This window comes from Vibrio tubiashii, from assembly GCF_028551255.1.
GTDB lineage: Bacteria > Pseudomonadota > Gammaproteobacteria > Enterobacterales > Vibrionaceae > Vibrio > Vibrio tubiashii_B.
This window is the reverse complement of record NZ_CP117029.1, coordinates 681,723-703,049: the sequence shown is the minus strand read 5'-3', so window position 1 is coordinate 703,049 and position 21,327 is coordinate 681,723. Positions and strand designations below refer to the sequence as shown.

Genomic DNA, 21,327 nt, shown 5'->3' with positions numbered 1-21,327 from the left:
AAGAGAATTACACATGACTGAGAAAGCATTCGTACCTGAGCTACTGTCACCAGCAGGTAGCCTGAAAAACATGCGTTACGCATTTGCCTACGGCGCAGACGCGGTATACGCAGGCCAACCTCGTTACAGCCTTCGTGTACGTAACAACGAGTTCAACCACGAAAACCTAAAGATTGGTATCGACGAAGCTCATGCCCTTGGCAAAAAGCTTTACGTGGTTTGTAACATCCAACCGCACAACTCTAAGCTAAAAACCTTCATCCGCGACCTTAAACCTGTGGTTGAAATGGGCCCAGACGCGCTAATCATGTCTGATCCTGGTCTAATCATGATGGTTCGTGAAGCCTTCCCTGAAATGCCAATTCACCTGTCTGTACAGGCGAACGCGGTAAACTGGGCAACAGTGAAGTTCTGGGCGGCAAACGGCGTTGAGCGTGTGATTGTTTCTCGTGAGCTTTCTCTGGAAGAGATCGAAGAAATTCGCGAGCACTGTCCTGAAACCGAACTCGAAGTGTTCGTTCACGGTGCTCTATGTATGGCCTACTCTGGTCGTTGCCTACTTTCTGGCTACATCAACAAACGTGACCCTAACCAAGGTACATGTACCAATGCATGTCGTTGGGAATACAAGGTTGAAGAAGGCAAGGAAAACGACACTGGCGACATCGTAGAAAAGTTCGACCCAGCACAAGCGCAAACAGTCGAAGTTCAAGACGAGCGTCCAGAAACGACAATCGGTCGTGGTAAGCCAACTGATGAAGTGGTTCTACTTTCTGAAGCACACCGTCCAGAAGAGAAGATGGCAGCTTACGAAGATGAGCACGGCACTTACATCATGAACTCAAAAGACTTGCGTGCAATCCAACACGTTGAGCGCTTGACTAAGATGGGTGTTCACTCACTCAAGATTGAAGGCCGTACTAAGTCTTTCTACTACTGTGCTCGTACAGCGCAAGTTTACCGCAAAGCGATCGATGATGCGGTTGCAGGCAAGCCATTTGATGAGAGCCTGATGACCACTCTAGAAAGCCTAGCTCACCGTGGCTACACAGAAGGCTTCCTACGTCGTCACACTCATGATGCTTACCAAAACTACGACTACGGTTATTCAGTTTCTGACGCTCAGCAATTTGTCGGTGAATTCACAGGCAAACGCCGTGGTGACCTTGCTGAAGTTGAAGTGAAAAACAAATTCGTTGTTGGTGATAGCCTTGAGCTAATGACGCCAAAAGGCAACGTTATCTTCACACTTGAAGCGATGGAAAACCGCAAGTCAGAGAAGATTGAGGACGCAAAAGGAAACGGCCACTTCGTATTCATTCCAGTTCCAGAAGATATGGATCTAGAATACGGCCTATTAATGCGTAACCTAAACTCAGGTCAGGATACCCGTAACCCAACTGGTAAATAAGCAATGGCGTTACTGATTACCGACAAGTGCATCAACTGCGATATGTGTGACCCTGAGTGCCCAAACGGCGCAATTACCATGGGTGACACTATCTTTGAGATCGACCCAGATCTCTGCACTGAGTGTAAAGGTCACTATGAAAAGCCAACGTGTCAGTCTGTGTGTCCAATAACTAAATGTATCATCACAGATCCAAACCATGTTGAGACCGATGAAGAACTGCTCGAAAAGTTCGTCATTATTCAAGGTTTAGCTTAATTGAAAACGCCGCTCATCGAGCGGCGTTTTTGTTGAGTAATTGCTGACACTGTTGGTGCATCACTTTAACAGGCTTCTTTTTCGGTTTGGCTGTCGTTACTTTGGGAGCTGCAGGTTTGGGTTGAGGTTTCCAACTCGCTAGCTCTGCCCCACAGCCATCACCTTGAGGTGGCTCCGCCTGCGATTTACAATTCATACTTCCTTCAGGGCACTGTAATCGTACGTGCATATGATAGTGATGGCCCCACCAAGGACGTACCTTTCGCAGCCACTCTCTTTCACTTCCCTCTTCGCTAGCGCATAACTTTTCTTTAATCACTGGATGAACGAATATCCGTGCAACCTGCTCATCACTCGCTGCCATTTTAATCAATTGAAAGTGACGATTGTCCCAGCTTTTCTTTAGCAGTTGATACTGCTTTAGGTTCACTACGCTAACAGGTGTGGGCTTTTCTAGATCTGTTGGCGACAGCGGAGAGTCAGCCAAACGCAGCCAAATATCAATATCAAGACCAGTTTGATGACTAGAATGGCCAGAAGAAAAACGCCCACCTTGTGGTAAAGAGATATCACCAATAAGCAGCCTGGTATTGAGCTTATCTTTAGTCAGGCTAGCCAATCTCTGAATGAAACTCACGGCATTAGGGTGACCATAGTAGCGTGCTCGCTGACTGCGGAGCACTTGATAGCCCTCACCTTCAAGTGGTAAAGCGGCACCACCTGCTAAACAGCCGTTCGCATAGCTGCCAATGGCTTGAGGGTTCTGTTTGGAAGGGGTTTGAATCTGCTCCCAGGGCGTGGCATGCGCCGTCACCGGAATCACGTTCAGAAAGGATAAGAACGCCGCTATTGTCATCGCGATTGTGTTTCTCATCCTTACCTCACTCATTTATGCTCTTTTAGTAGTGCTGACCATTATCATAGTAGCCACTTGCATCCAGCGCTGTGAAGATCACCGCGACATCGACATCTTCACCGATCATGCCACGCACTTGATGTGTAATGATCTTAGCCACTTCATCTTGTGTCTCTTGCCCACGGTTGAACCACAACACTTCGACAAACGGATAAGCTTGGTTTACCTCACCTTCGTGATAAAAAGTGCTGTAGATGTACTCAAAGGTGAAATCCTCACGCGGACAGTCCATGTGCGGCTGGAGTTCATCGATTAACGATTTCGATAATGTCTGGACCGTTTGTGGCTCTACTGCTCTAAAACGTAAATGTGGCATGACTTGATTCCTATTATTTTATTTTCATTCATCATAACAAGTTATTGAATAAAGTCTTGCTTACTAATTAATCAAGAGGATATTTGGCGACTTCGCTCTCACAAAGGCTCGTGAATAGTCAATGTTAACGACACCACTTCGCCATCACTTTGTAGCCGAGCATGCCAAATGCTACTTTGCCATTCAAGTGTCCGTTTAGCGCTAGAGGTATAGCGATTAAGAAACAGAATCAGCGCTTTATCCGCTTCCGCCAGCGACGACTCTTTAACCGCAGAGGCAACGTCAAACTCTACCCCTTCAATCTCAGCTCTAAGCAGTTCAAAGCCGTCTTGACGTAGATGCAGCTGCAATTGAGAAAATAAGTGAGGTGAGTATTCAGCAAACAGCTCAACGGTTAGGCTCTGCTCGCTAATTTGCGCTTCGGCAATAAAGCTCTCTCGATAGTAATAAAGCTTATCCGCACACCAACGTTGCTCCTCACAATGCATCCACGATGATTGAATCGTCGCTTTCAACTCATCGCCCGTATCGTCTGATATGACTAATGTGTTCGCTGATAGTGTTGAACTCAGCAGCACAGAGACACAAAACGCAAAACAACGGTTCATTGGGTTTCCTTTAAAAACAATAAAGCCGCTGAAATTTCAGCGGCTTTCGTATAGCGAGTTTGATGTGCCTTATGGCATCTCGTCGAACTCTGCACCTTCTTTTTCTACTTGAGGCGGCATTAGGTGTTCTTTGGTAATACCCAGTTTCAATGCCAGTGCCGAAGCTACGTAGATTGATGAGTAAGTACCTACCGTAATACCCAGTAGAAGTGCTGTCGCGAAGCCGTGAATCATAGCACCACCCTGTGTAAACAGAGCGATAACTACGAACAAGGTTGTACCCGAAGTAATCAATGTACGGCTCAATGTTTGAGTAATTGAGTTGTTCATGATCTCAGCAGGCTCGCCTTTACGCATCTTACGGAAGTTTTCACGGATGCGGTCGAATACAACTATGGTATCGTTGAGCGAGTAACCCACAACGGTTAATAGCGCCGCCACGATCGTCAGGTCAACTTCGATTTGTAGCAGTGAGAAGATGCCTAGCGTAATGATAACGTCATGAGTCAGAGCCATTACAGCACCCGCTGCCAAACGCCACTCAAATCGCACCGATACGTAGATCAAGATACAGATAAGGGAAACAAGGATCGCAAGACCACCTGCTTCTGTTAGCTCATCACCGACGTTCGGACCAACGAATTCGATACGACGCATCTCAACGCTTTCACCTGTACCATCTTTAATAGCATCTAGGATCTGGTTACCTAGTGTTTCACCGGCAACATCTTCACGCGGACGCAGACGCACCATAACGTCACGAGCACTTCCAAAGTTCTGTACTGTCGCATCACCGAAGCCTTTCGCTTCTAGAGCACTACGAATATCTTCAAGGTTAGCTGGTTGCTCAAAACCGACTTCGATCAAGGTACCGCCAGTAAAGTCTAGACCCCAATTCAACCACTTGGTTGATAGAGTAAAGATTGACGCACCAATCATTAGGATTGAGAAAACAAATGCCAGCTTTGACCAACGCATAAAGTCGATCGTTTTGTCTGTTTTCAATAACTGAAACATAATACTTCCCTAGATCGACAATTTTTTGATTCGTTTACCGCCGTACAATAGGTTCACGATACAACGTGTACCAATGATGGCTGTAAACATTGAGGTCAAGATACCGATAGATAGCGTTACTGCGAAACCTTTAATCGCACCTGTACCTACTGCAAATAGGATAATCGCAGTGATAAGGGTTGTGATGTTCGCATCGGCAATGGTACTGAACGCGTTGGCGTAACCTTGGTGAATCGCTTGTTGAGGGTTACGACCTTCACGCAGCTCTTCACGAATACGCTCAAAGATAAGTACGTTGGCATCGACCGCCATACCCACCGTCAGAACGATACCAGCAATACCGGGTAGCGTCATCGTCGCACCAGGTATCATCGACATGATACCTATGATAAGTACGATGTTAGCAATCAAGGCACAGTTAGCAAAAATACCAAACTTACGGTAGTAAACCAGACAGAAAAGCATCACCGCAACTAAACCAAAGATACACGCTTGAATACCCATATCGATGTTCTGCTGACCCATAGAAGGACCAATGGTACGTTCTTCAACGATAGAGATTGGCGCAATCAGAGCACCTGCGCGTAGTAGAAGCGCTAGGTTATGTGCTTCTGAAGCTGAATCAATACCTGTGATACGGAAGTTACGACCAAGAGCAGATTGAATCGTTGCTTGGTTGATCACTTCTTCATGCTTAGTCAGAATCACTCGACCATCAGGCGTTTTACGGCCACTGTCTTTGTACTCTGCAAACACGGTAGCCATTAGCTTACCAATGTTCTTTTTCGAGAACGCAGACATCTTGTTACCACCTTCGCTGTCTAGCGAGATGTTAACTTGCGGACGACCATATTCATCAACACTTGAGCTTGCATCCGTAATGCTTGAACCACCTAGAATGACACGCTTTTTAAGCACAACTGGGCGACCATCACGGTCTTGCTTGATCTCACTACCTGCTGGCGCACGACCATTTGCTGCAGCGGCTAGATCCGCTTTCGAATCCACTTCACGGAACTCAAGCGTCGCTGTTGCACCAAGAATTTCTTTAGCACGAGCCGTGTCTTGTACACCAGGAAGCTCAACAACAATACGGCTTGCGCCTTGGCGTTGAACAAGAGGCTCAGCAACACCAAGTTCGTTTACACGATTACGTAGGATGGTGATGTTCTGCTCAACAGCGTAGTTACGAATTTCAGTTAAGCGCTGCTCAGTAAAGGTTGCGGTTAACGCGTAGCGACCATCAGAGTCTGATTCTGTGAAGATCATATCTGGATGGTTTTGCTTTAGAATGCGCTCAGCATCCGCTAACTGTTCTTCGTTACGAAGCAGTACTTCAACGGCATCTTTACCTGAAGGGCGAATAGCACGGTAACGAATTTTCTCTTCACGAAGTTCGCTACGGAAAGCTTCTTCTTGCTGACCAACTAGCTTTTCCATTGCAGCGTCCATATCCACTTCCATCAAGAAGTGAACACCACCACGCAGGTCAAGACCAAGCTTCATTGGTGCCGCACCAATAGACTCTAGCCAGTCTGGTGTTGCAGGAGCAAGGTTAAGAGCAACAATTTTATCGCTGCCAAGCGCTTCGTTGATAATATCGCGAGCACTGATTTGCGTGTCAGTGTCGTTAAAACGTACGAGAATAGATCCATTTTCGAGAGCAATGGATTTATGAGATAAGCCCTGTTCATCAAGAGCTTTAGTGACAGAATCCAGCGTTGACATATCTACAGAGGCGCCACGCGCCCCTGTAACTTGAATAGCCGGATCTTCACCGTAGATATTTGGAAGTGCATACAATGCAGCAATGGCGATGGCGAACACCACCATTAGGTACTTCCACATAGGATAGCGGTTTAGCACAGCGAGGATCCTCTAGCTGTTTTATAGAGACTTAAGCGTACCTTTTGGTAGCACTGCAGTAACGAAATCTTTCTTGATCACAACTTCGTTATTTGTGTTCAGCTCGATAGAGATGTAGTCGTTGTCTTCTGCGATTTTAGTAATTTTACCTACTAGACCACCGCTTGTTAGAACTTCATCACCTTTGCCCATCGAAGACATTAGGCTCTTGTGCTCTTTTACACGCTTAGCTTGTGGACGGTAGATCATGAAGTAGAAGATCACCGCGAACATACCTAGCATGATTAGCATTTCAAAACCGCCGCCTGCTGGAGCGCCTTCTGCTGCTGCGTGAGCTTGAGAAATAAACATTAAAAAGTCCTCTATTATTTTTTATTAATATCCAAGTTGGGCTTTCGCATTTTAGTTTCAAGTCTGAGAGTGACTAATAGAGATCGCTCTCTCAAAAATAACCTGCGTTCGCCTACTTTATTAGCAAAAGCCTCTGGCACAATGCCAAAGGCTTTAATTCTTTTAACCCGTCAATTACTGCTCTTTTGCTAGCGGTGGTACTTCACGACCACGACGCTCATAGAACTCAGTAACAAACTCATCAAAACGATCTTCATCAATCGCTTTACGAATACTTTCCATTAGACGCTGGTAGTAGCGCAGGTTGTGAATCGTGTTTAGGCGAGCACCTAAAATTTCGTTACAACGCTCTAAGTGGTGAAGGTACGACTTGCTGTAGTTCTGACAAGTGTAACAGTCACAGTGTGGATCTAATGGCGTTGTATCTGTTTTATGTTTCGCATTACGGATCTTGATCACACCACCAGTCACAAATAGGTGACCGTTACGTGCGTTACGCGTTGGCATTACACAGTCAAACATGTCGATACCGCGACGTACACCTTCTACTAAATCTTCTGGTTTGCCAACACCCATTAGGTAACGAGGTTTGTCTTCCGGAAGTTGTGGACAAGTGTGCTCTAGAATACGGTGCATGTCTTCTTTAGGCTCACCAACAGCAAGACCACCAACCGCGTAGCCGTCAAAACCAATATCCGTTAGACCTTTAACCGATACATCACGCAAGTCTTCATAAACACCACCCTGAACGATACCAAATAGGTTGTTCGGGTTTTCTAGCTTATCGAAGTGGTCACGTGAACGTTGTGCCCAACGCAGTGACATTTCCATCGATTTTTTCGCTTCGTCGTGTGTCGCTGGGTATGGCGTACACTCGTCGAAAATCATCACGATGTCTGAACCAAGGTCTTTTTGGATTTCCATCGACTTTTCAGCGTCCATGAAAATCTTGTCACCGTTTACAGGGTTACGGAAATGTACACCTTGTTCAGTGATGGTACGCATTTTACCTAGGCTGAATACTTGGAAACCGCCTGAATCAGTAAGAATAGGACCGTGCCAGTTCATAAAATCGTGCAGGTCGCCGTGCATTTTCATCACTTCCTGACCTGGGCGTAGCCATAGGTGGAAAGTGTTACCAAGAAGAATTTCAGCACCCGTGCCTTTTACTTCTTCTGGCGTCATGCCTTTCACAGTACCGTATGTACCTACTGGCATAAATGCAGGGGTTTGAACTGTGCCACGTTCGAAGGTCAGTTGACCACGACGTGCAACACCGTCTTTTTTCTTAAGATCGAATTTTAACTTCACGAAGCCTCCGGTTGTCAGAGAAACAGTCTGACATTAAGTTCAGAGCTTTTAGCTCTATGAGGAGCGGTCGCCTTCCATGCGAGATGTAGAGTATCCGATTACTCTACTTCCTAGCCTACTGCTAGCACTCGTAAATTGTTTGCGTTCAGCGCAATGCTGAACATAAGAGATTCCCTACTCGCTCGTTCCTCACTCTATGGAATGACAAAACCGTCATTCCTGAATCGAGGAACGAGATATCAGGAATCTCTCAAAGTAACCTATACAGTTTTCTTTTTAATGAACATAGAATCACCATACGAGAAGAAACGGTAGTTGTTCTCTACGGCATGTTTATAAGCGTTCATCGTATTTTCATAACCAGCGAATGCACTCACCAACATAATCAGTGTCGACTCTGGCAAGTGGAAGTTAGTGATTAAACAATCGACTAACTGGTACTCATAACCTGGGTAGATAAAGATTTCAGTGTCACCAAAGAAAGGAACAAGTTCAGTGCCTTTCTTGATTGCATCTTGCGCGGCACTTTCTAGCGAGCGAACCGATGTGGTGCCTACCGCGATGATACGACCGCCACGCGCTTTAGTTGCTTTAATCGCCTCTACCACTTGTTGCGGAACTTCAACATATTCCGCATGCATATGGTGGTCATTGATATTGTCCACTTTTACCGGCTGGAACGTACCCGCGCCAACGTGAAGTGTCACGTAAGCGAGCTCTGCACCTTTTGCTTTGATTTTTTCTATTAAAGGCTCATCAAAGTGCAAGCCTGCCGTTGGCGCCGCAACAGCACCCGGTTTTTCGTTGTAAACCGTTTGGTAACGCTCTTTATCTGAATCTTCGTCAGGGCGGTCAATATAAGGAGGAAGAGGCATATGACCAATCTCTTCCAATACCGCCAACACGTTCTGGTCAGAATTAAATTTCAGTTCAAACAGTGCATCATGGCGTGCCACCATTTGTGCCGAATACTCGTCGTTCTCACCAATAAAGATGGTTGAACCCGGCTTAGGTGATTTAGAACAGCGCACGTGGGCCAGAATGCTCTTTTCATCCAGCACTCGCTCAACAAGTACCTCAAGCTTACCGCCGGACTCTTTACGACCAAACAGTCGTGCTGGAATCACGCGCGTGTTATTGAAAACCACTAGGTCACCCGCTTGTACTTGATCCAGTACATCGGTGAAGGTGCCATCATTAAGCTCACCGCTATTTCCATCAAGTTGAAGCAGACGGCTAGCAGTACGTTCAGGCTGAGGGTAACGAGCAATCAGCTCATCAGGTAAGTCAAAGTGGAAATCAGATACTTGCATGTTACTAAATCTTTTGTCGTGGTTTATCTTGTCGTGATGGAAGTCGAACTGATTCTGTCACAAACAGACGACGAGTTTTTCGCAGCCGACTAGTATATTCTGCACACCGGCAATAGCAAGGAAAGAGATGTGAATTATTGTAATCAAATTCGATTTTCGTGCGGATGAAAACGCTTTGTAGGCAATGGTTCTGAGCTGCTGACAATCGCTGTTCATATTTCGCTACAGGTTTTTCAAAAAATCGGAATAAAAACCCAACTAGCTCTCAATATCTAGTCGCAAAAGTTACTATATTAAAGGTATACCTAAGTAGCTTTCGTCGATACCGACAGTGGGTAGATTACAAAGATTAAAGGTACTGCCAAAGTAAAGGTTACTTAGTTATAAACAACAATAACTCAGGAGGCAGCCATGATTAAGGTAGAAGACATGATGACGCGTAACCCGCATACCTTGCTACGCTCACATAACCTTGCCGATGCAAAACACACCATGGAAGCACTAGATATTCGCCATGTTCCTATCGTCGACGCGAACAAGTGTTTGCTTGGCGTGGTTTCTCAACGTGATGTATTGGCCGCTCAAGAATCAAGCTTACAAAAAATACCAGAAAATCAGTCCTTCACTCTCGATACACCTCTATATGAAGTCATGAAAACGGGTGTCATGACCGTTTCACCACAAGCAGGCTTGAAAGAGAGTGCGATCTACATGCAGAAACATAAGGTCGGCTGCTTACCCGTAGTGGAAAAAGGCCACCTAGTGGGAATTATCACTGACAGCGACTTTGTTGCTATTGCGATCAACTTGCTTGAACTGCAAGAAGAGGTTGAGCCGGAAGAAGTCGAATAACCCAGAACACATTAGCTATGTGTCATGTCTAGCCAATCAGTACCTATGAGGGCTGCGCTCTACAACGAGCCGCGGCCTCTTTGCCACATTCCCTACCCCTAAAGGATAAAACGAACACTCGAAATACCCGCGCAGTATGTAATTGAGTCAAATATCAGCACGTCTTAAAAAAGCCTCTTATAATTTTACTTAATTAAGTAACAAAAAATGCAAATTTATACGTAACGTCAGTACCTACCGATCACTCTTATCTGCGAAATAGGGACATTAGTATGAGCCTTAAAAAACTATTAACCTTAGGTTTTGGGGTAATCCTTGGCCTAATCTTAGTCATTTCTATCGTTGCATCACTACGTTTCTTCCAGTCTAGCGATGGTTTCAACAATTATCGGGCTCTCGCACTAACTAGCGTTTCAACGGGCAGAGTTCAAGCCAATATATTGGAGGCACGTCTAGCCGCATTGAAGTACATAAAAAACCACGATCAATCCAATATTGCTGAGCTAGAAAAGCGTATCGCAGCCTCAATAAACTTAGTGGAAGAAGTCCTTAATTCGCATATTGATGATACTCACAAGTCTGAATTTATTGAGATTGAAAACCAACTAGAACAATACAAGCAAGGATTTAGTCAGGTTGTTCGATTAGTTAACCAGCGAAACCAACTGGTATCAGAGCAGCTCGATCCTGCGGGTTTAAGCATGAGAAAGTCTGTCACCAATATCATGAACCAAGCCGCGACAGAGGATGATTTAGACGTGGCAGTCAGTGCCGGGACATTGCAACAACACCTATTACTCGCTCGCCTCTACGCATCCAAATTTCTAACCAGTAACGCACCGCAAGATGCCGCAAGAGCAGAGCAAGAGTTTTCGCAAGTAGAAAGCCTCTCACAGCAAGTTGAAGCTCAACTCATGTCTAGAGTCCAACTCGATTATTTAAAATCTTTTCAAACCGCATTTGAGAAATATCGCTCTACGTTCAGCCAAGTGGTGCAAACCATCAACTCTAGAAATGACATTATTGCAGGTACACTCGATGTCTTAGGCGCCTCAGCGGCTCAATCGATCGAAGAGATAAAGCTGTCAACCAAAGATACACAAGATAGCGTCGGCCCTGAAATGGTGGAACGTTTTTCTAATGCTCAACTGATTATTAGCGTCCTATCGGTGATCGTCATTGCGATTGCGTTAGTTATCGCCGTTCTCATCTACCGTAGCGTGCTTAAAGTCGTCGGCGGTGAACCTAGCGATATTCAAAAAATAGTGGCGGAAGTGGCGTCTGGCGATTTATCAAAACAAATTCAAACTACCGGCAAGGAAACAGGCATTTACGCCAATATTGTCCAGATGCGCCTTGAGCTACGTCGAATCATTGATGGATTCCACAATATTTCAGACAACGTTTCTTCTGCATCCGTTGAACTGACTGCAGTCATGAGTGAAACGGAAAGTAATGCCCAGAAAGAGTTGAGTCAGATGGAGCAGATTGCAACCGCAATTAACGAACTATCGAGTACCGCTAGTGAAGTCAGCCAAAACGCAGCTAATGCTGAAAATGCGGCCTCTGATGCGACGTCTAATGTTCAAGAAGGGGGTCGCTCACTCGACTCTTCCGATGAAATCTCTCGAAAAGTGGATGATTCCATTGGTGAAACATCGAAAATTGTCAATCAGCTGCAAGAATACTCGGTAGAAATTGGCACCGTTGTAGAGGTGATTAACTCGATTTCAGAGCAAACAAACTTGTTGGCATTGAATGCTGCAATAGAGGCGGCGCGAGCTGGTGAACAAGGACGCGGTTTTGCGGTGGTTGCCGATGAAGTACGCTCCCTCGCCGCTAAGACTCAACAGTCTACCGTTGATATCCAAGAGATCATTTCTCGCCTTCAAGCTCAGGCAAAAGAGGCAAATCAGTTTATGCAATCAAACTTAGCCTTAGCAGAAGACTCTCGAAGCTACAGTGAGCAGTTAAGGTCAGCATTCTCTTCGATCACGGAATCGGTCACGCTAATTTCGGATATGAACACCCAAGTGGCAACTGCATCTGAAGAACAATCTGGGGTGACACAAGATATCTCAAGAAACGTGTCGCAAACCTTTGATATTGTGAATCACAATGTGACAGGGATACAGGAGAGTAAAAAAGCCAGTGAGGAACTGTCATCACTCGCGGTGAAACAAAAAGACTTGCTGAGTTTCTTTAAACTGTAAATAAAAAAGAGCGGTCTGCACCGCTCAAAGCATGTCAAAGTTTATGCTTAACAGAATACCAATTCCCAAATCTAGCGAGTTAAAGCCTGCATTTTTAACTCGCTAGTTAGGAACAGTGGTTAGGGTCTATAGACCTAGGGATTAAAATTGGTCTTCTTCGGTAGAACCTGTCAGAGCCGTTACTGAAGAGTTACCACCTTGAATGGTGTTGGTCATCTTATCAAAATAACCTGTACCTACTTCTTGTTGGTGCGCTACGAAGGTGTAACCTTTTTCAGCCGCTTGGAACTCAGGGCGCTGTACTTTCTCAACGTAGTGGCGCATACCTTCACCTTTCGCGTAGTCATGCGCTAGTTCAAACATGTTGAACCACATGTTGTGAATACCTGCCAGTGTGATGAACTGGTACTTGTAGCCCATATCCGATAGTTCTTGCTGGAATTTCGCGATAGTTTCAGCATCTAGGTTCTTCTCCCAGTTAAATGAAGGAGAACAGTTGTATGCCAATAGCTGACCAGGGTGCTCAGCATGAATCGCTTCAGCAAACTTACGAGCTTCTTCCAGACATGGTGTTGCTGTTTCACACCAGATAAGGTCTGCGTATGGTGCGTAAGCTAGGCCACGAGCGATTGCTTGGTCGATACCTGCACGAACTCGGTAGAAACCTTCTTGAGTACGCTCACCTTGAATGAAATCTGCATCGTATGGATCGCAGTCTGAAGTGATTAGGTCTGCAGCGTTCGCATCTGTACGCGCAATCACAAGTGTTGTTGTGCCTGATACGTCTGCCGCTAGACGCGCTGCTACTAGCTTTTGTACCGCTTCTTGAGTTGGTACAAGAACTTTACCACCCATATGGCCACATTTTTTCACTGACGCTAGCTGATCTTCAAAGTGTACGCCTGCTGCGCCCGCATCAATCATCGACTTCATCAGCTCGTAAGCGTTAAGTACACCACCAAAGCCTGCTTCTGCATCCGCTACGATTGGTAGGAAGTAGTCAATGCCTCCTTCATCCGCTGGTGATTTACCGTTAGACCATTGGATTTGGTCAGCGCGACGGAATGAGTTGTTAATACGCTTAACCACAGAAGGTACAGAATCCACTGGGTATAGCGATTGGTCAGGGTACATGGTTGATGCAGTGTTATTATCTGCAGCTACCTGCCAACCTGATAAGTAGATTGCCTCGATACCCGCTTTTGCTTGCTGCACCGCTTGACCGCCTGTTAGAGCACCTAAACAGTTTACGTAGCCTTTTTTCGCGTCACCGTTGACCAGTGACCATAGCTTGTCTGCACCACGTTGAGCGATAGTGTTAGCAGGCACCATTGAACCACGTAGTTCTACGACTTCTTCAGCTGTGTAAGGACGTTTAACATTTTTCCAGCGTGGATTAGTAGCCCAGTCTTTTTCCAGAGCTTCGATTTGTTGGCGGCGAGTTAAGTTAGTCATCGGTCTATCCCTCTTTTGATGAGCGCTTCTTATGTGGGTAAATGGGCGCTATGTTTCTTTTATCCTTGGCAGTACATCCATCTCTGCCTTAGAACATTCACGTTATTGTTGAGTTGTTATTGGTTTACTTAGTCCAAGAAGTCATATCCTGGGACGGTTAAGAAATTGGTCAGTTCATCACTGGTGGTGAGCTTAGCCATTAGCTCGGCGGCTTGTTCAAATCGACCTGAGTCATAACGCTCTTGGCCAATCTCACTTTTCACCACTTCGATCTCTTCTATTAGGTACTGCTCGAATAGAGGTTTGGTCACGGTTTGTCCGTTATCGAGTGATTTGCCGTGCTGAATCCATTGCCAGATAGAAGCGCGAGAGATTTCTGCTGTCGCGGCATCTTCCATCAAGCCATAGATAGGCACACAGCCGTTACCAGATATCCAAGCTTCGATATATTGCAGCGCAACACGGATATTGTGACGCATGCCTTGCTCAGTAATCGCTCCGTCACATGGGGCTAGCAGATCTTCTGCCGTAACCGGAACATCTTGACTACGAGAGACATTAAGCTGGTTGGTACGCTCTCCTAGAGCTTGGTCAAACACCACCAGCGCTGTGTCGGCAAGGCCCGGGTGCGCAACCCAAGTGCCATCATGGCCATTGCTCGCTTCCAGTGACTTATCGTTATAAACCTTATCGAGCACTTGCTGATTGGTTTGTGGGTCTTTCGCTGGGATAAAGGCGGCCATCCCTCCCATAGCGAAAGCACCACGCTTGTGACACGTTCGAACAAGTAAACGCGAGTATGCATTTAGGAACGGCTTGTCCATGGTCACCACCTGACGATCCGGCAGCACGCGATCGGGGTGTCTTTTTAGGGTTTTAATGTAGCTAAAGATGTAGTCCCAGCGACCACAGTTTAGACCTACGATATGCTCTTTAAGAGAGAACAAAATTTCATCCATCTCAAATACCGCAGGGAGCGTTTCTATCAGTACCGTTGCTTTGATAGTGCCAGTGTCTAAACCAAAGTAGTCCTCAGTAAAGTGGAATACGTCGCTCCACCATTTCGCTTCGTGATGAGACTGCAACTTAGGAAGATAAAAATAAGGGCCGCTGCCTTTTTTCAACAAGCTGGTGTAGTTGTTGTAAAAGTAAAGCGCAAAGTCAAACAGCGCCCCTGGGATAATCTGACCGTTAAATGTCACGTGTTTTTCTTTTAGATGTAGACCACGTACACGGCAGATTAAAACGGCTGGATCTTGTTCCAGCTTATAGTGCTTACCATTCACCGGATTGGTGTAACTGATGTCGCCATTTACCGCATCGCGCAGGTTAATTTGACCATCAAGCACCTTATCCCAAGCGGGAGCCAAAGAGTCTTCAAAATCTGCCATGAACACTTTTACGTTGGCATTCAGTGCATTAATCACCATTTTACGGTCAGTAGGACCTGTGATTTCAACACGGCGATCTTGCAGATCTTTTGGAATCCCTTGGATCTTCCAGCTTCCTTCTCTGATATCTAGCGTATCTTCAAGGAAATCCGGCAGTTCGCCAGCATCAATGCGCGCTTGCTTCTCTTCACGAGTTGCCAGTAGCTCATCAACTCGGCCAGCAAACTTGTCACACAGCAGAGACAAAAAGGTTTGGGCTTCAACAGGGAAAATCGCCTGATGCTCTGGTGAAAGGGTACCAGTGACATCAAGCATGCCTTCGGTTAGTAGGGTTTCTTGGGCTTCTACTGTTGTTTTTTCTCTATCTGGTGTGTTGGCAAGCATAATTTCTTCCTTAACTATCCAGAGTGTTGAAACTAGGTGCTGTTCACTCACCTTTAATCTGTTTCTGTCACTCGGGTATTGCTTGGTCTATTTCAAGTTACATTTGTAACTATCAAACAACAGTCAAACATCCACATTGACCATCACTTGATTGATTTTTTTGTTTCGTTGGTTGTTAGATTGACTGAGCCTAATTCGCTTTTCAATCTAGACATAAGTCTTACAAGACCTGCATTTAAACTATACCAACATCCGTTAGAGTAAAAGTCCTAAAGTAAACAAATCGTTAAATTCAAAGTTTTATTCGGTCAGCTCCAAGCTATTGATTTCGATCACCAAAATGTAAGTAGTTACGTAATTTAATTACAGTAAAATTACACCTGTAAAACCGTTTCAAACAGACGTTTGATTATTAGTAATAGAAAGGAAACCTAGCGATAACTGGGCTTTTAGAGGATATGCAACGAAGAGATCAAACAGAGTAAATTTGACTAGTTGTAAAATTCACAGTGTGAAATTTCACAATTTAATGAAAGCTTCATCAAGATTTCTTTGTAAAATTTTACAAGTTAAAGTTCACCGACAGAATAAAATGCTAAAAAGCGCACTAAAACTAGTGCGCTTTTTAAGAAGTATTGATGATTAATGGCTACTACTTATCGCTAAAGTAGCTCTGACACTACATCTGCTAATTGATTAAAAGTATTTACACGCGACGAACTTGGTCGCCAAACGAGTCCGATATGGCGATGAGCCTGTTGCCCCGGCGCGTCGACTACGACCAAATTCTGGTTTTCAATCAATCCATGATCAATCGCCATTTGCGGAATAAACGTCGTGCCCATGCCGTTTGCCACCATTTGAACCAGCGTGTGCAAGCTAGTGGCAGAAAACGGATTGATCTTTTCTTTATCGGTTAATTGACAAGCCGATACCGCATGCTCGGTTAAACAGTGCTCTTTCTCTAGTAGAAAGACGAACTCATTTGGCAAGTCAGCATATTTAATCGGTGTTTGAATTGCATCGGCTTGGTTTTGACTGATGATCATCCGGAAAGGGTCGTTACCGACAATTCGGCTGTCCATTCCGTCAATCTCAACCGGTAAGGCCAAAATCAGCACATCAAGCTCACCGTGACGAAGCGCATCTAATAAATTAGTCGTGGTGTCTTCTCTTAATAGAAGGTTGAGTTGCGGGAAGCGCTGGTTCACTTCCTGAACTAAATCGCACAATAAGAAAGGAGCAATCGTTGGAATACAGCCAACCCGTAGCTGACCTTCCATTTCATCCCCTTGGCACAGACGCCCGAGTTCAACTAAGTCTTGTCCTTTAGCCAGTAGCTCTCGCCCTTGCTGGACAACGAGTTCTCCTGCCTGAGTAAAAACCAGTGGGCTCTTCTTATCTTTCTTTTCATAGAGAGGACAGCCAATCAGCTCTTCGAGATTTTGAATGCCTTTACTTAAGGTTGACTGGCTAACAAAACACTTTTCAGCAGCATCGCTAAAATGACGTGTTTCATACAAAGTGATTAGATAGTGTAACTGCTTGAGGCTAGGCCACTTATTCATAGATTTGTTTATTACTTCTGACTAGATATTGACCAAGTTAATAAAAACTAATTTATCGCTTTTTTCGATTAACTTAATCTATTTAATTCGCTTTTTTACATACTACAATGTGTACTATAGTTTGTCGCGTACAAACACGGACCAAACCAAAAACACTTATCTTGGTTTGGAACTAACCATATATTTTAGGAGCAAAAAAATGGTACTAGTAGGTCGTCAAGCCCCAGATTTTACTGCTGCAGCTGTTCTAGGTAACGGTGAAATCGTTGATAACTTCAACTTTGCAGAGTTCACTAAAGGTAAGAAAGCAGTTGTTTTCTTCTACCCACTAGATTTCACTTTCGTTTGCCCATCTGAGCTAATCGCTTTCGACAACCGTCTAGCTGATTTCCAAGCTAAAGGTGTTGAAGTAATCGGTGTTTCTATCGATTCTCAGTTCTCTCACAACGCATGGCGTAACACTGCTATCGAAGATGGCGGTATCGGTCAAGTTAAGTACCCACTAGTTGCTGACGTTAAGCACGAAATCTGTAAAGCATACGACGTTGAGCACCCAGAAGCAGGCGTTGCTTTCCGTGGTTCTTTCCTAATCGACGAAGAAGGCGTTGTACGTCACCAAGTAGTTAACGACCTACCACTAGGCCGTAACATCGACGAAATGCTACGCATGGTTGACGCTCTAAACTTCCACCAGAAGAACGGTGAAGTATGTCCTGCACAGTGGGAAGAAGGTAAAGCAGGTATGGACGCATCTCCAAAAGGTGTTGCAGCGTTCCTATCTGAGCACGCAGAAGACCTAAGCAAGTAATTACTTGCTTCACATACCCAAGCTCACGGGTATGAACGGTTGGTAGTATAAAGCTATATAAACAGTAATAAGCGCAAAAAGCGCAGCGCCAATCAGTTATAAGTAAAGTCTTACTAAAGAGCCCGAAGCACTGCTTCGGGCTCTTTTTATTGCGGGTAGCAAAATCGCCAATATAGGCAAAAAGACAACATATCGCTAAAGAGACAAAAAATATCGGCTTACAGACTTTCTCCATTTCAGGTCTTTAAACTCTTAAATCGTCTCTTTATGATGAATCTAACTTAATTTGAGACAGAGCAACAACGCCCTGTCGAAACGATATCTACATGGAGATGAAACATGGCTTACTTTTCTCTAGCCTTTGGTACGGCAACCAAAAACCGTGATGGAAAAATCATCGAAGCGTTTTTCCCAAACCCAGTTCTTAACCCAGCTGATGCTCTAGTTGAAGCGGTAGCAAAAGTGGCAGGTTATGAGCAAGGTAACCAAGCTATCGAAATCTCTGCGGCTCAAAGTGCTGAGCTTGCTGTTGCATTTGAAGCAAATGGCGACGCAGCAAACGCATCATTCGCGGCAAAAGCAGCGGAATCTTCTCAGCCACTCGTACTAGTTGTTCTAGCATCGGACGAGAAACCAGCGTCAGTAGCAGAAGGCTTCCTTAAGCTGCAATTGATCTCTAACCGCCTTGTTCAACCTCACGGTACTGTGCTTGACGGTATCTTCGGTCTACTGCACAACATTGCTTGGACTAACGAAGGTCCTATCGATCTACCAGAACTGGCTGAGCGTCAAATTGAAGCTCGCCTAGCAGGTCGCGCACTATCTGTAGATTGTGTCGATAAGTTTCCTAAAATGGTTGATTACGTGGTTCCTGCAGGCGTTCGTATCGCTGACACATCTCGCGTACGTCTTGGTGCGCACGTGGGCGAAGGTACTACGGTTATGCACGAAGGCTTCATTAACTTCAATGCGGGCACAACAGGTGTAAGCATGGTTGAAGGCCGTATTTCTGCTGGTGTGGTTGTTGGCGACGGTTCAGATATCGGTGGCGGTGCATCTATCATGGGTACGCTATCTGGCGGTGGTACTGTTGTCGTATCTATCGGTGAAAACTCACTGCTTGGTGCTAACGCAGGTCTTGGTTTCCCACTAGGCGATCGTTGTACTGTTGAATCTGGCCTTTATGTAACTGCGGGCTCTAAAGTGCGTATGCTTGATTCAGATGGCAATGAAGTAGAAGTGGTTAAAGCTCGTGATCTTGCTGGCGTATCTGACCTGCTCTTCCGTCGTAACTCAGTAACAGGCCAAATTGAATGTCTTGCTAACAAGACGGCTGTAGAACTGAACTCTGAGCTGCACAGCAACAACTAATTGCACAGTAGACAAAGTTAGCTCTTGTTAATAATAAAATCCCCCAGCAGATACCTGCTGGGGGATTTTTTCGCTTAGCTATTAGTAATAGTAAGCTTTATAGTCACTGACGTTGTTTTTATTGTTTTTTACTTAAGAAGCAACAACCTGAGATCAGGCTAGCGCTTCTTTCTCGCGTGCTTTTTGTTCGTGGTGCGCTCTTTCACCTAAGAAGGCATAGGTCAAACAAACGATAGATGTAATACAAGAGCCAACCAAGATGATGAATCCGCCATCCCAGCCAAAGTGGTCAACCGTATAGCCGAGAATCGCATTCGCCGCCACAGCGCCACCTAAGTAACCAAACAAGCCAGTCAGTCCTGCCGCCGTTCCCGCCGCCTTCTTCGGCGCCAGTTCTAATGCATAGAGACCGATTAGCATTACTGGGCCGTAAATTAAGAAGCCGATCGCCACGAGAGCCATCATATCAACCGTAGGGTTACCGGCTGGGTTAAACCAGTAAACTAGAACTGCGACGGTAACGAGAACCATAAACAAGATACCTGCAGGTGCTCGGCGACCTTTGAACAACTTATCGGAAATCCAGCCACAAAGCAGAGTGCCAGGGATCCCCGCCCACTCATATAGGAAGTAAGCCCATGAGGATTTGTCGACTGAAAAATCTTTCGCTTCTTTGAGATACACAGGTGCCCAATCCAATACTCCGTAACGAATCAAGTAGACAAACGCATTGGCAATCGCAATCGACCACAACAGCTTGTTAGAGAAAACATATTTAAAGAAGATCTCTTTTGCGGTCATCTCTTTCTCATGTGACTTGTCGTAGTCATCTGGGTAATCTTCTTTGTACTCTTCAATCGGAGGCAAGCCACAAGACTGAGGCGTATCTCGAACAGTAAACCAGATAAAAATCGCAACGAGAGTGGCAAAGAAAGCGGGAACATAGAAAGCAGTTCGCCAATCATCGTTGAATGCCCATAATCCAAGAATAAACAGAGGGCCAATTAAGCCGCCGCCAACGTTGTGTGCCACGTTCCAAACCGAAACGATCTCACCCCGCTCTTTACGCGACCACCAGTGAACCATAGTTCGACCGCAGGCAGGCCATCCCATTCCTTGGAACCAGCCATTCAAGAACAACAGAATGAACATGGCTGCGATGCTTCCAGTAGCCCAAGGCATAAAGCCAAAACAGAACATCACCAAGGCTGACATCAACAGACCGCCACTTAGGAAATAACGTGGGTTAGAGCGGTCCGACACACTGCCCATCAAAAATTTGGACAGACCATAAGCAATAGATACCGCGGCAAGCGCAACGCCAAGATCACCACGACTAAAGCCTTGTTCAATTAGGTATGGCATAGCCAGACTGAAGTTTTTACGTACTAGATAGTAGCCTGCATAACCGACAAAGATGCCGATAAAGAGCTGCCAACGTAAACGGGAATAAGCGCCATCAATCTTATCTGTGGGTAAGCGATCGATGTGCGCCTTAGGTTTAAATATTCCAAACATAGGGGCCTCATTATAATTTGAGCGATGGTAGGGTCTTTAAAAACTCGAACGAGCAAAATAAAGTTTCGTTCGAAAGCCTGCGCATTCTATTAGAAATTCAATTTATTTCTGTGACAAATGTTGCATAAGAATTAAATCTGAGTAAATACAGTGTATTAAGGCAAAATAGTTAGCGCGCGCTTCCACTTTTCACATATTTAGTTACTGTTCGAATGACCATATTGAACAAAACACCAACTCCCCTACCGTACAAAATCTCAAATAAAGCTAATCACAACAGTGATGCTCTCGATAACAGAGTGACTGAAAGGCACGCTCATTAAGGGCTAACATCAATTCTTTGGGGCTTTCGACAACTACTCTTAGATAGCAAACAGACAGAGAGGGTTAACAAACAAAG

General features: G+C 45.2%; 18 protein-coding genes. 6 read left to right on the top strand and 12 right to left on the bottom strand.

Annotation, left to right across the window (positions count from 1 at the left end):
* Positions 1-13: 13 nt before the first annotated feature.
* Complete coding sequence (gene trhP / locus LYZ37_RS03245; protein WP_272786435.1) at positions 14-1,411, top strand: prephenate-dependent tRNA uridine(34) hydroxylase TrhP; 1,398 nt, start codon at positions 14-16, stop codon at positions 1,409-1,411.
* Positions 1,412-1,414: 3 nt separating this feature from the next.
* Positions 1,415-1,669, top strand: a complete 255-nt coding sequence (locus LYZ37_RS03240; protein WP_004747928.1) for a YfhL family 4Fe-4S dicluster ferredoxin — start codon at positions 1,415-1,417, stop codon at positions 1,667-1,669.
* Positions 1,670-1,682: 13 nt separating this feature from the next.
* On the opposite strand, the gene mepA is transcribed toward LYZ37_RS03240, so the two are convergent.
* From mepA to queA, 8 genes are all read right to left on the bottom strand, one after another.
* Positions 1,683-2,543: a penicillin-insensitive murein endopeptidase gene (gene mepA, locus LYZ37_RS03235; RefSeq protein WP_420794621.1), complete on the bottom strand. Its 861-nt coding sequence runs from the start codon at positions 2,541-2,543 to the stop codon at positions 1,683-1,685.
* 25 nt (positions 2,544-2,568) lie between these two features.
* Positions 2,569-2,901 carry a DUF1904 domain-containing protein gene (locus tag LYZ37_RS03230; protein WP_171382638.1) on the bottom strand — a complete coding sequence of 111 codons (333 nt, stop codon included), beginning with the start codon at positions 2,899-2,901 and terminating at the stop codon, positions 2,569-2,571.
* A gap of 98 nt (positions 2,902-2,999) precedes the next feature.
* Positions 3,000-3,509 carry a hypothetical protein gene (locus LYZ37_RS03225; RefSeq protein WP_272786432.1) on the bottom strand — a complete coding sequence of 170 codons (510 nt, stop codon included), beginning with the start codon at positions 3,507-3,509 and terminating at the stop codon, positions 3,000-3,002.
* A gap of 69 nt (positions 3,510-3,578) precedes the next feature.
* Entirely contained in the window at positions 3,579-4,526 is a 948-nt protein-coding gene (gene secF, locus LYZ37_RS03220; protein WP_171322180.1) for a protein translocase subunit SecF, read from the bottom strand.
* 9 nt (positions 4,527-4,535) lie between these two features.
* A complete protein-coding gene (secD, locus tag LYZ37_RS03215; protein ID WP_084656669.1) occupies positions 4,536-6,392 on the bottom strand; it encodes a protein translocase subunit SecD in 1,857 nt (618 codons plus the stop codon).
* Between the two features lie 21 nt (positions 6,393-6,413).
* Positions 6,414-6,743 carry a preprotein translocase subunit YajC gene (yajC, locus tag LYZ37_RS03210; RefSeq protein WP_004747918.1) on the bottom strand — a complete coding sequence of 110 codons (330 nt, stop codon included), beginning with the start codon at positions 6,741-6,743 and terminating at the stop codon, positions 6,414-6,416.
* Between the two features lie 174 nt (positions 6,744-6,917).
* Positions 6,918-8,054: a tRNA guanosine(34) transglycosylase Tgt gene (gene tgt, locus LYZ37_RS03205; protein WP_004747915.1), complete on the bottom strand. Its 1,137-nt coding sequence runs from the start codon at positions 8,052-8,054 to the stop codon at positions 6,918-6,920.
* 260 nt (positions 8,055-8,314) lie between these two features.
* The gene (gene queA / locus LYZ37_RS03200) at positions 8,315-9,367 is read right to left on the bottom strand and encodes a tRNA preQ1(34) S-adenosylmethionine ribosyltransferase-isomerase QueA (protein WP_272786430.1); all 1,053 of its coding nucleotides are present in this window, start codon (positions 9,365-9,367) and stop codon (positions 8,315-8,317) included.
* A gap of 411 nt (positions 9,368-9,778) precedes the next feature.
* On the opposite strand from queA, the gene LYZ37_RS03195 reads away from it, so the two are divergent.
* On the top strand, positions 9,779-10,219 hold the full coding sequence (locus tag LYZ37_RS03195) for a CBS domain-containing protein (RefSeq protein WP_171322175.1): 441 nt from the start codon (positions 9,779-9,781) through the stop codon (positions 10,217-10,219).
* A 272-nt stretch (positions 10,220-10,491) separates the two neighbouring features.
* On the top strand, positions 10,492-12,432 hold the full coding sequence (locus LYZ37_RS03190; protein ID WP_272786429.1) for a HAMP domain-containing methyl-accepting chemotaxis protein: 1,941 nt from the start codon (positions 10,492-10,494) through the stop codon (positions 12,430-12,432).
* 141 nt (positions 12,433-12,573) lie between these two features.
* Here LYZ37_RS03190 and aceA read toward each other — a convergent pair whose 3' ends face one another.
* The 3 genes from aceA to LYZ37_RS03175 form a co-directional block, all read right to left on the bottom strand.
* Complete coding sequence (gene aceA / locus LYZ37_RS03185; protein WP_272786428.1) at positions 12,574-13,887, bottom strand: isocitrate lyase; 1,314 nt, start codon at positions 13,885-13,887, stop codon at positions 12,574-12,576.
* 128 nt (positions 13,888-14,015) lie between these two features.
* A complete protein-coding gene (gene aceB, locus LYZ37_RS03180) occupies positions 14,016-15,662 on the bottom strand; it encodes a malate synthase A (protein ID WP_272786426.1) in 1,647 nt (548 codons plus the stop codon).
* 662 nt (positions 15,663-16,324) lie between these two features.
* Positions 16,325-17,230: a hydrogen peroxide-inducible genes activator gene (locus LYZ37_RS03175; RefSeq protein ID WP_004747908.1), complete on the bottom strand. Its 906-nt coding sequence runs from the start codon at positions 17,228-17,230 to the stop codon at positions 16,325-16,327.
* Positions 17,231-17,429: 199 nt separating this feature from the next.
* On the opposite strand from LYZ37_RS03175, the gene LYZ37_RS03170 reads away from it, so the two are divergent.
* Positions 17,430-18,038 (top strand): peroxiredoxin, encoded by a 609-nt coding sequence (locus LYZ37_RS03170; RefSeq protein WP_019274128.1) that lies wholly within the window; start codon positions 17,430-17,432, stop codon positions 18,036-18,038.
* A gap of 339 nt (positions 18,039-18,377) precedes the next feature.
* A complete protein-coding gene (gene dapD / locus LYZ37_RS03165) occupies positions 18,378-19,409 on the top strand; it encodes a 2,3,4,5-tetrahydropyridine-2,6-dicarboxylate N-succinyltransferase (protein ID WP_272786424.1) in 1,032 nt (343 codons plus the stop codon).
* Between the two features lie 153 nt (positions 19,410-19,562).
* On the opposite strand, the gene glpT is transcribed toward dapD, so the two are convergent.
* Entirely contained in the window at positions 19,563-20,927 is a 1,365-nt protein-coding gene (gene glpT / locus LYZ37_RS03160; protein WP_171322171.1) for a glycerol-3-phosphate transporter, read from the bottom strand.
* Positions 20,928-21,327 lie beyond the last annotated feature (400 nt).

What these genes read in the sequence shown, in the direction of transcription:
- trhP (WP_272786435.1), top strand. Translation starts at nt 14, where the DNA reads ATGACTGAGAAAGCATTCGTACCTGAGCTACTGTCACCAGCAGGTAGC.
- LYZ37_RS03240 (WP_004747928.1), top strand. Translation starts at nt 1,415, where the DNA reads ATGGCGTTACTGATTACCGACAAGTGCATCAACTGCGATATGTGTGAC.
- mepA (WP_420794621.1), bottom strand. Translation starts at nt 2,543, where the DNA reads ATGAGAAACACAATCGCGATGACAATAGCGGCGTTCTTATCCTTTCTG.
- LYZ37_RS03230 (WP_171382638.1), bottom strand. Translation starts at nt 2,901, where the DNA reads ATGCCACATTTACGTTTTAGAGCAGTAGAGCCACAAACGGTCCAGACA.
- LYZ37_RS03225 (WP_272786432.1), bottom strand. Translation starts at nt 3,509, where the DNA reads ATGAACCGTTGTTTTGCGTTTTGTGTCTCTGTGCTGCTGAGTTCAACA.
- secF (WP_171322180.1), bottom strand. Translation starts at nt 4,526, where the DNA reads ATGTTTCAGTTATTGAAAACAGACAAAACGATCGACTTTATGCGTTGG.
- yajC (WP_004747918.1), bottom strand. Translation starts at nt 6,743, where the DNA reads ATGTTTATTTCTCAAGCTCACGCAGCAGCAGAAGGCGCTCCAGCAGGC.
- queA (WP_272786430.1), bottom strand. Translation starts at nt 9,367, where the DNA reads ATGCAAGTATCTGATTTCCACTTTGACTTACCTGATGAGCTGATTGCT.
- LYZ37_RS03195 (WP_171322175.1), top strand. Translation starts at nt 9,779, where the DNA reads ATGATTAAGGTAGAAGACATGATGACGCGTAACCCGCATACCTTGCTA.
- LYZ37_RS03190 (WP_272786429.1), top strand. Translation starts at nt 10,492, where the DNA reads ATGAGCCTTAAAAAACTATTAACCTTAGGTTTTGGGGTAATCCTTGGC.
- aceA (WP_272786428.1), bottom strand. Translation starts at nt 13,887, where the DNA reads ATGACTAACTTAACTCGCCGCCAACAAATCGAAGCTCTGGAAAAAGAC.
- aceB (WP_272786426.1), bottom strand. Translation starts at nt 15,662, where the DNA reads ATGCTTGCCAACACACCAGATAGAGAAAAAACAACAGTAGAAGCCCAA.
- LYZ37_RS03175 (WP_004747908.1), bottom strand. Translation starts at nt 17,230, where the DNA reads ATGAATAAGTGGCCTAGCCTCAAGCAGTTACACTATCTAATCACTTTG.
- LYZ37_RS03170 (WP_019274128.1), top strand. Translation starts at nt 17,430, where the DNA reads ATGGTACTAGTAGGTCGTCAAGCCCCAGATTTTACTGCTGCAGCTGTT.
- dapD (WP_272786424.1), top strand. Translation starts at nt 18,378, where the DNA reads ATGGCTTACTTTTCTCTAGCCTTTGGTACGGCAACCAAAAACCGTGAT.
- glpT (WP_171322171.1), bottom strand. Translation starts at nt 20,927, where the DNA reads ATGTTTGGAATATTTAAACCTAAGGCGCACATCGATCGCTTACCCACA.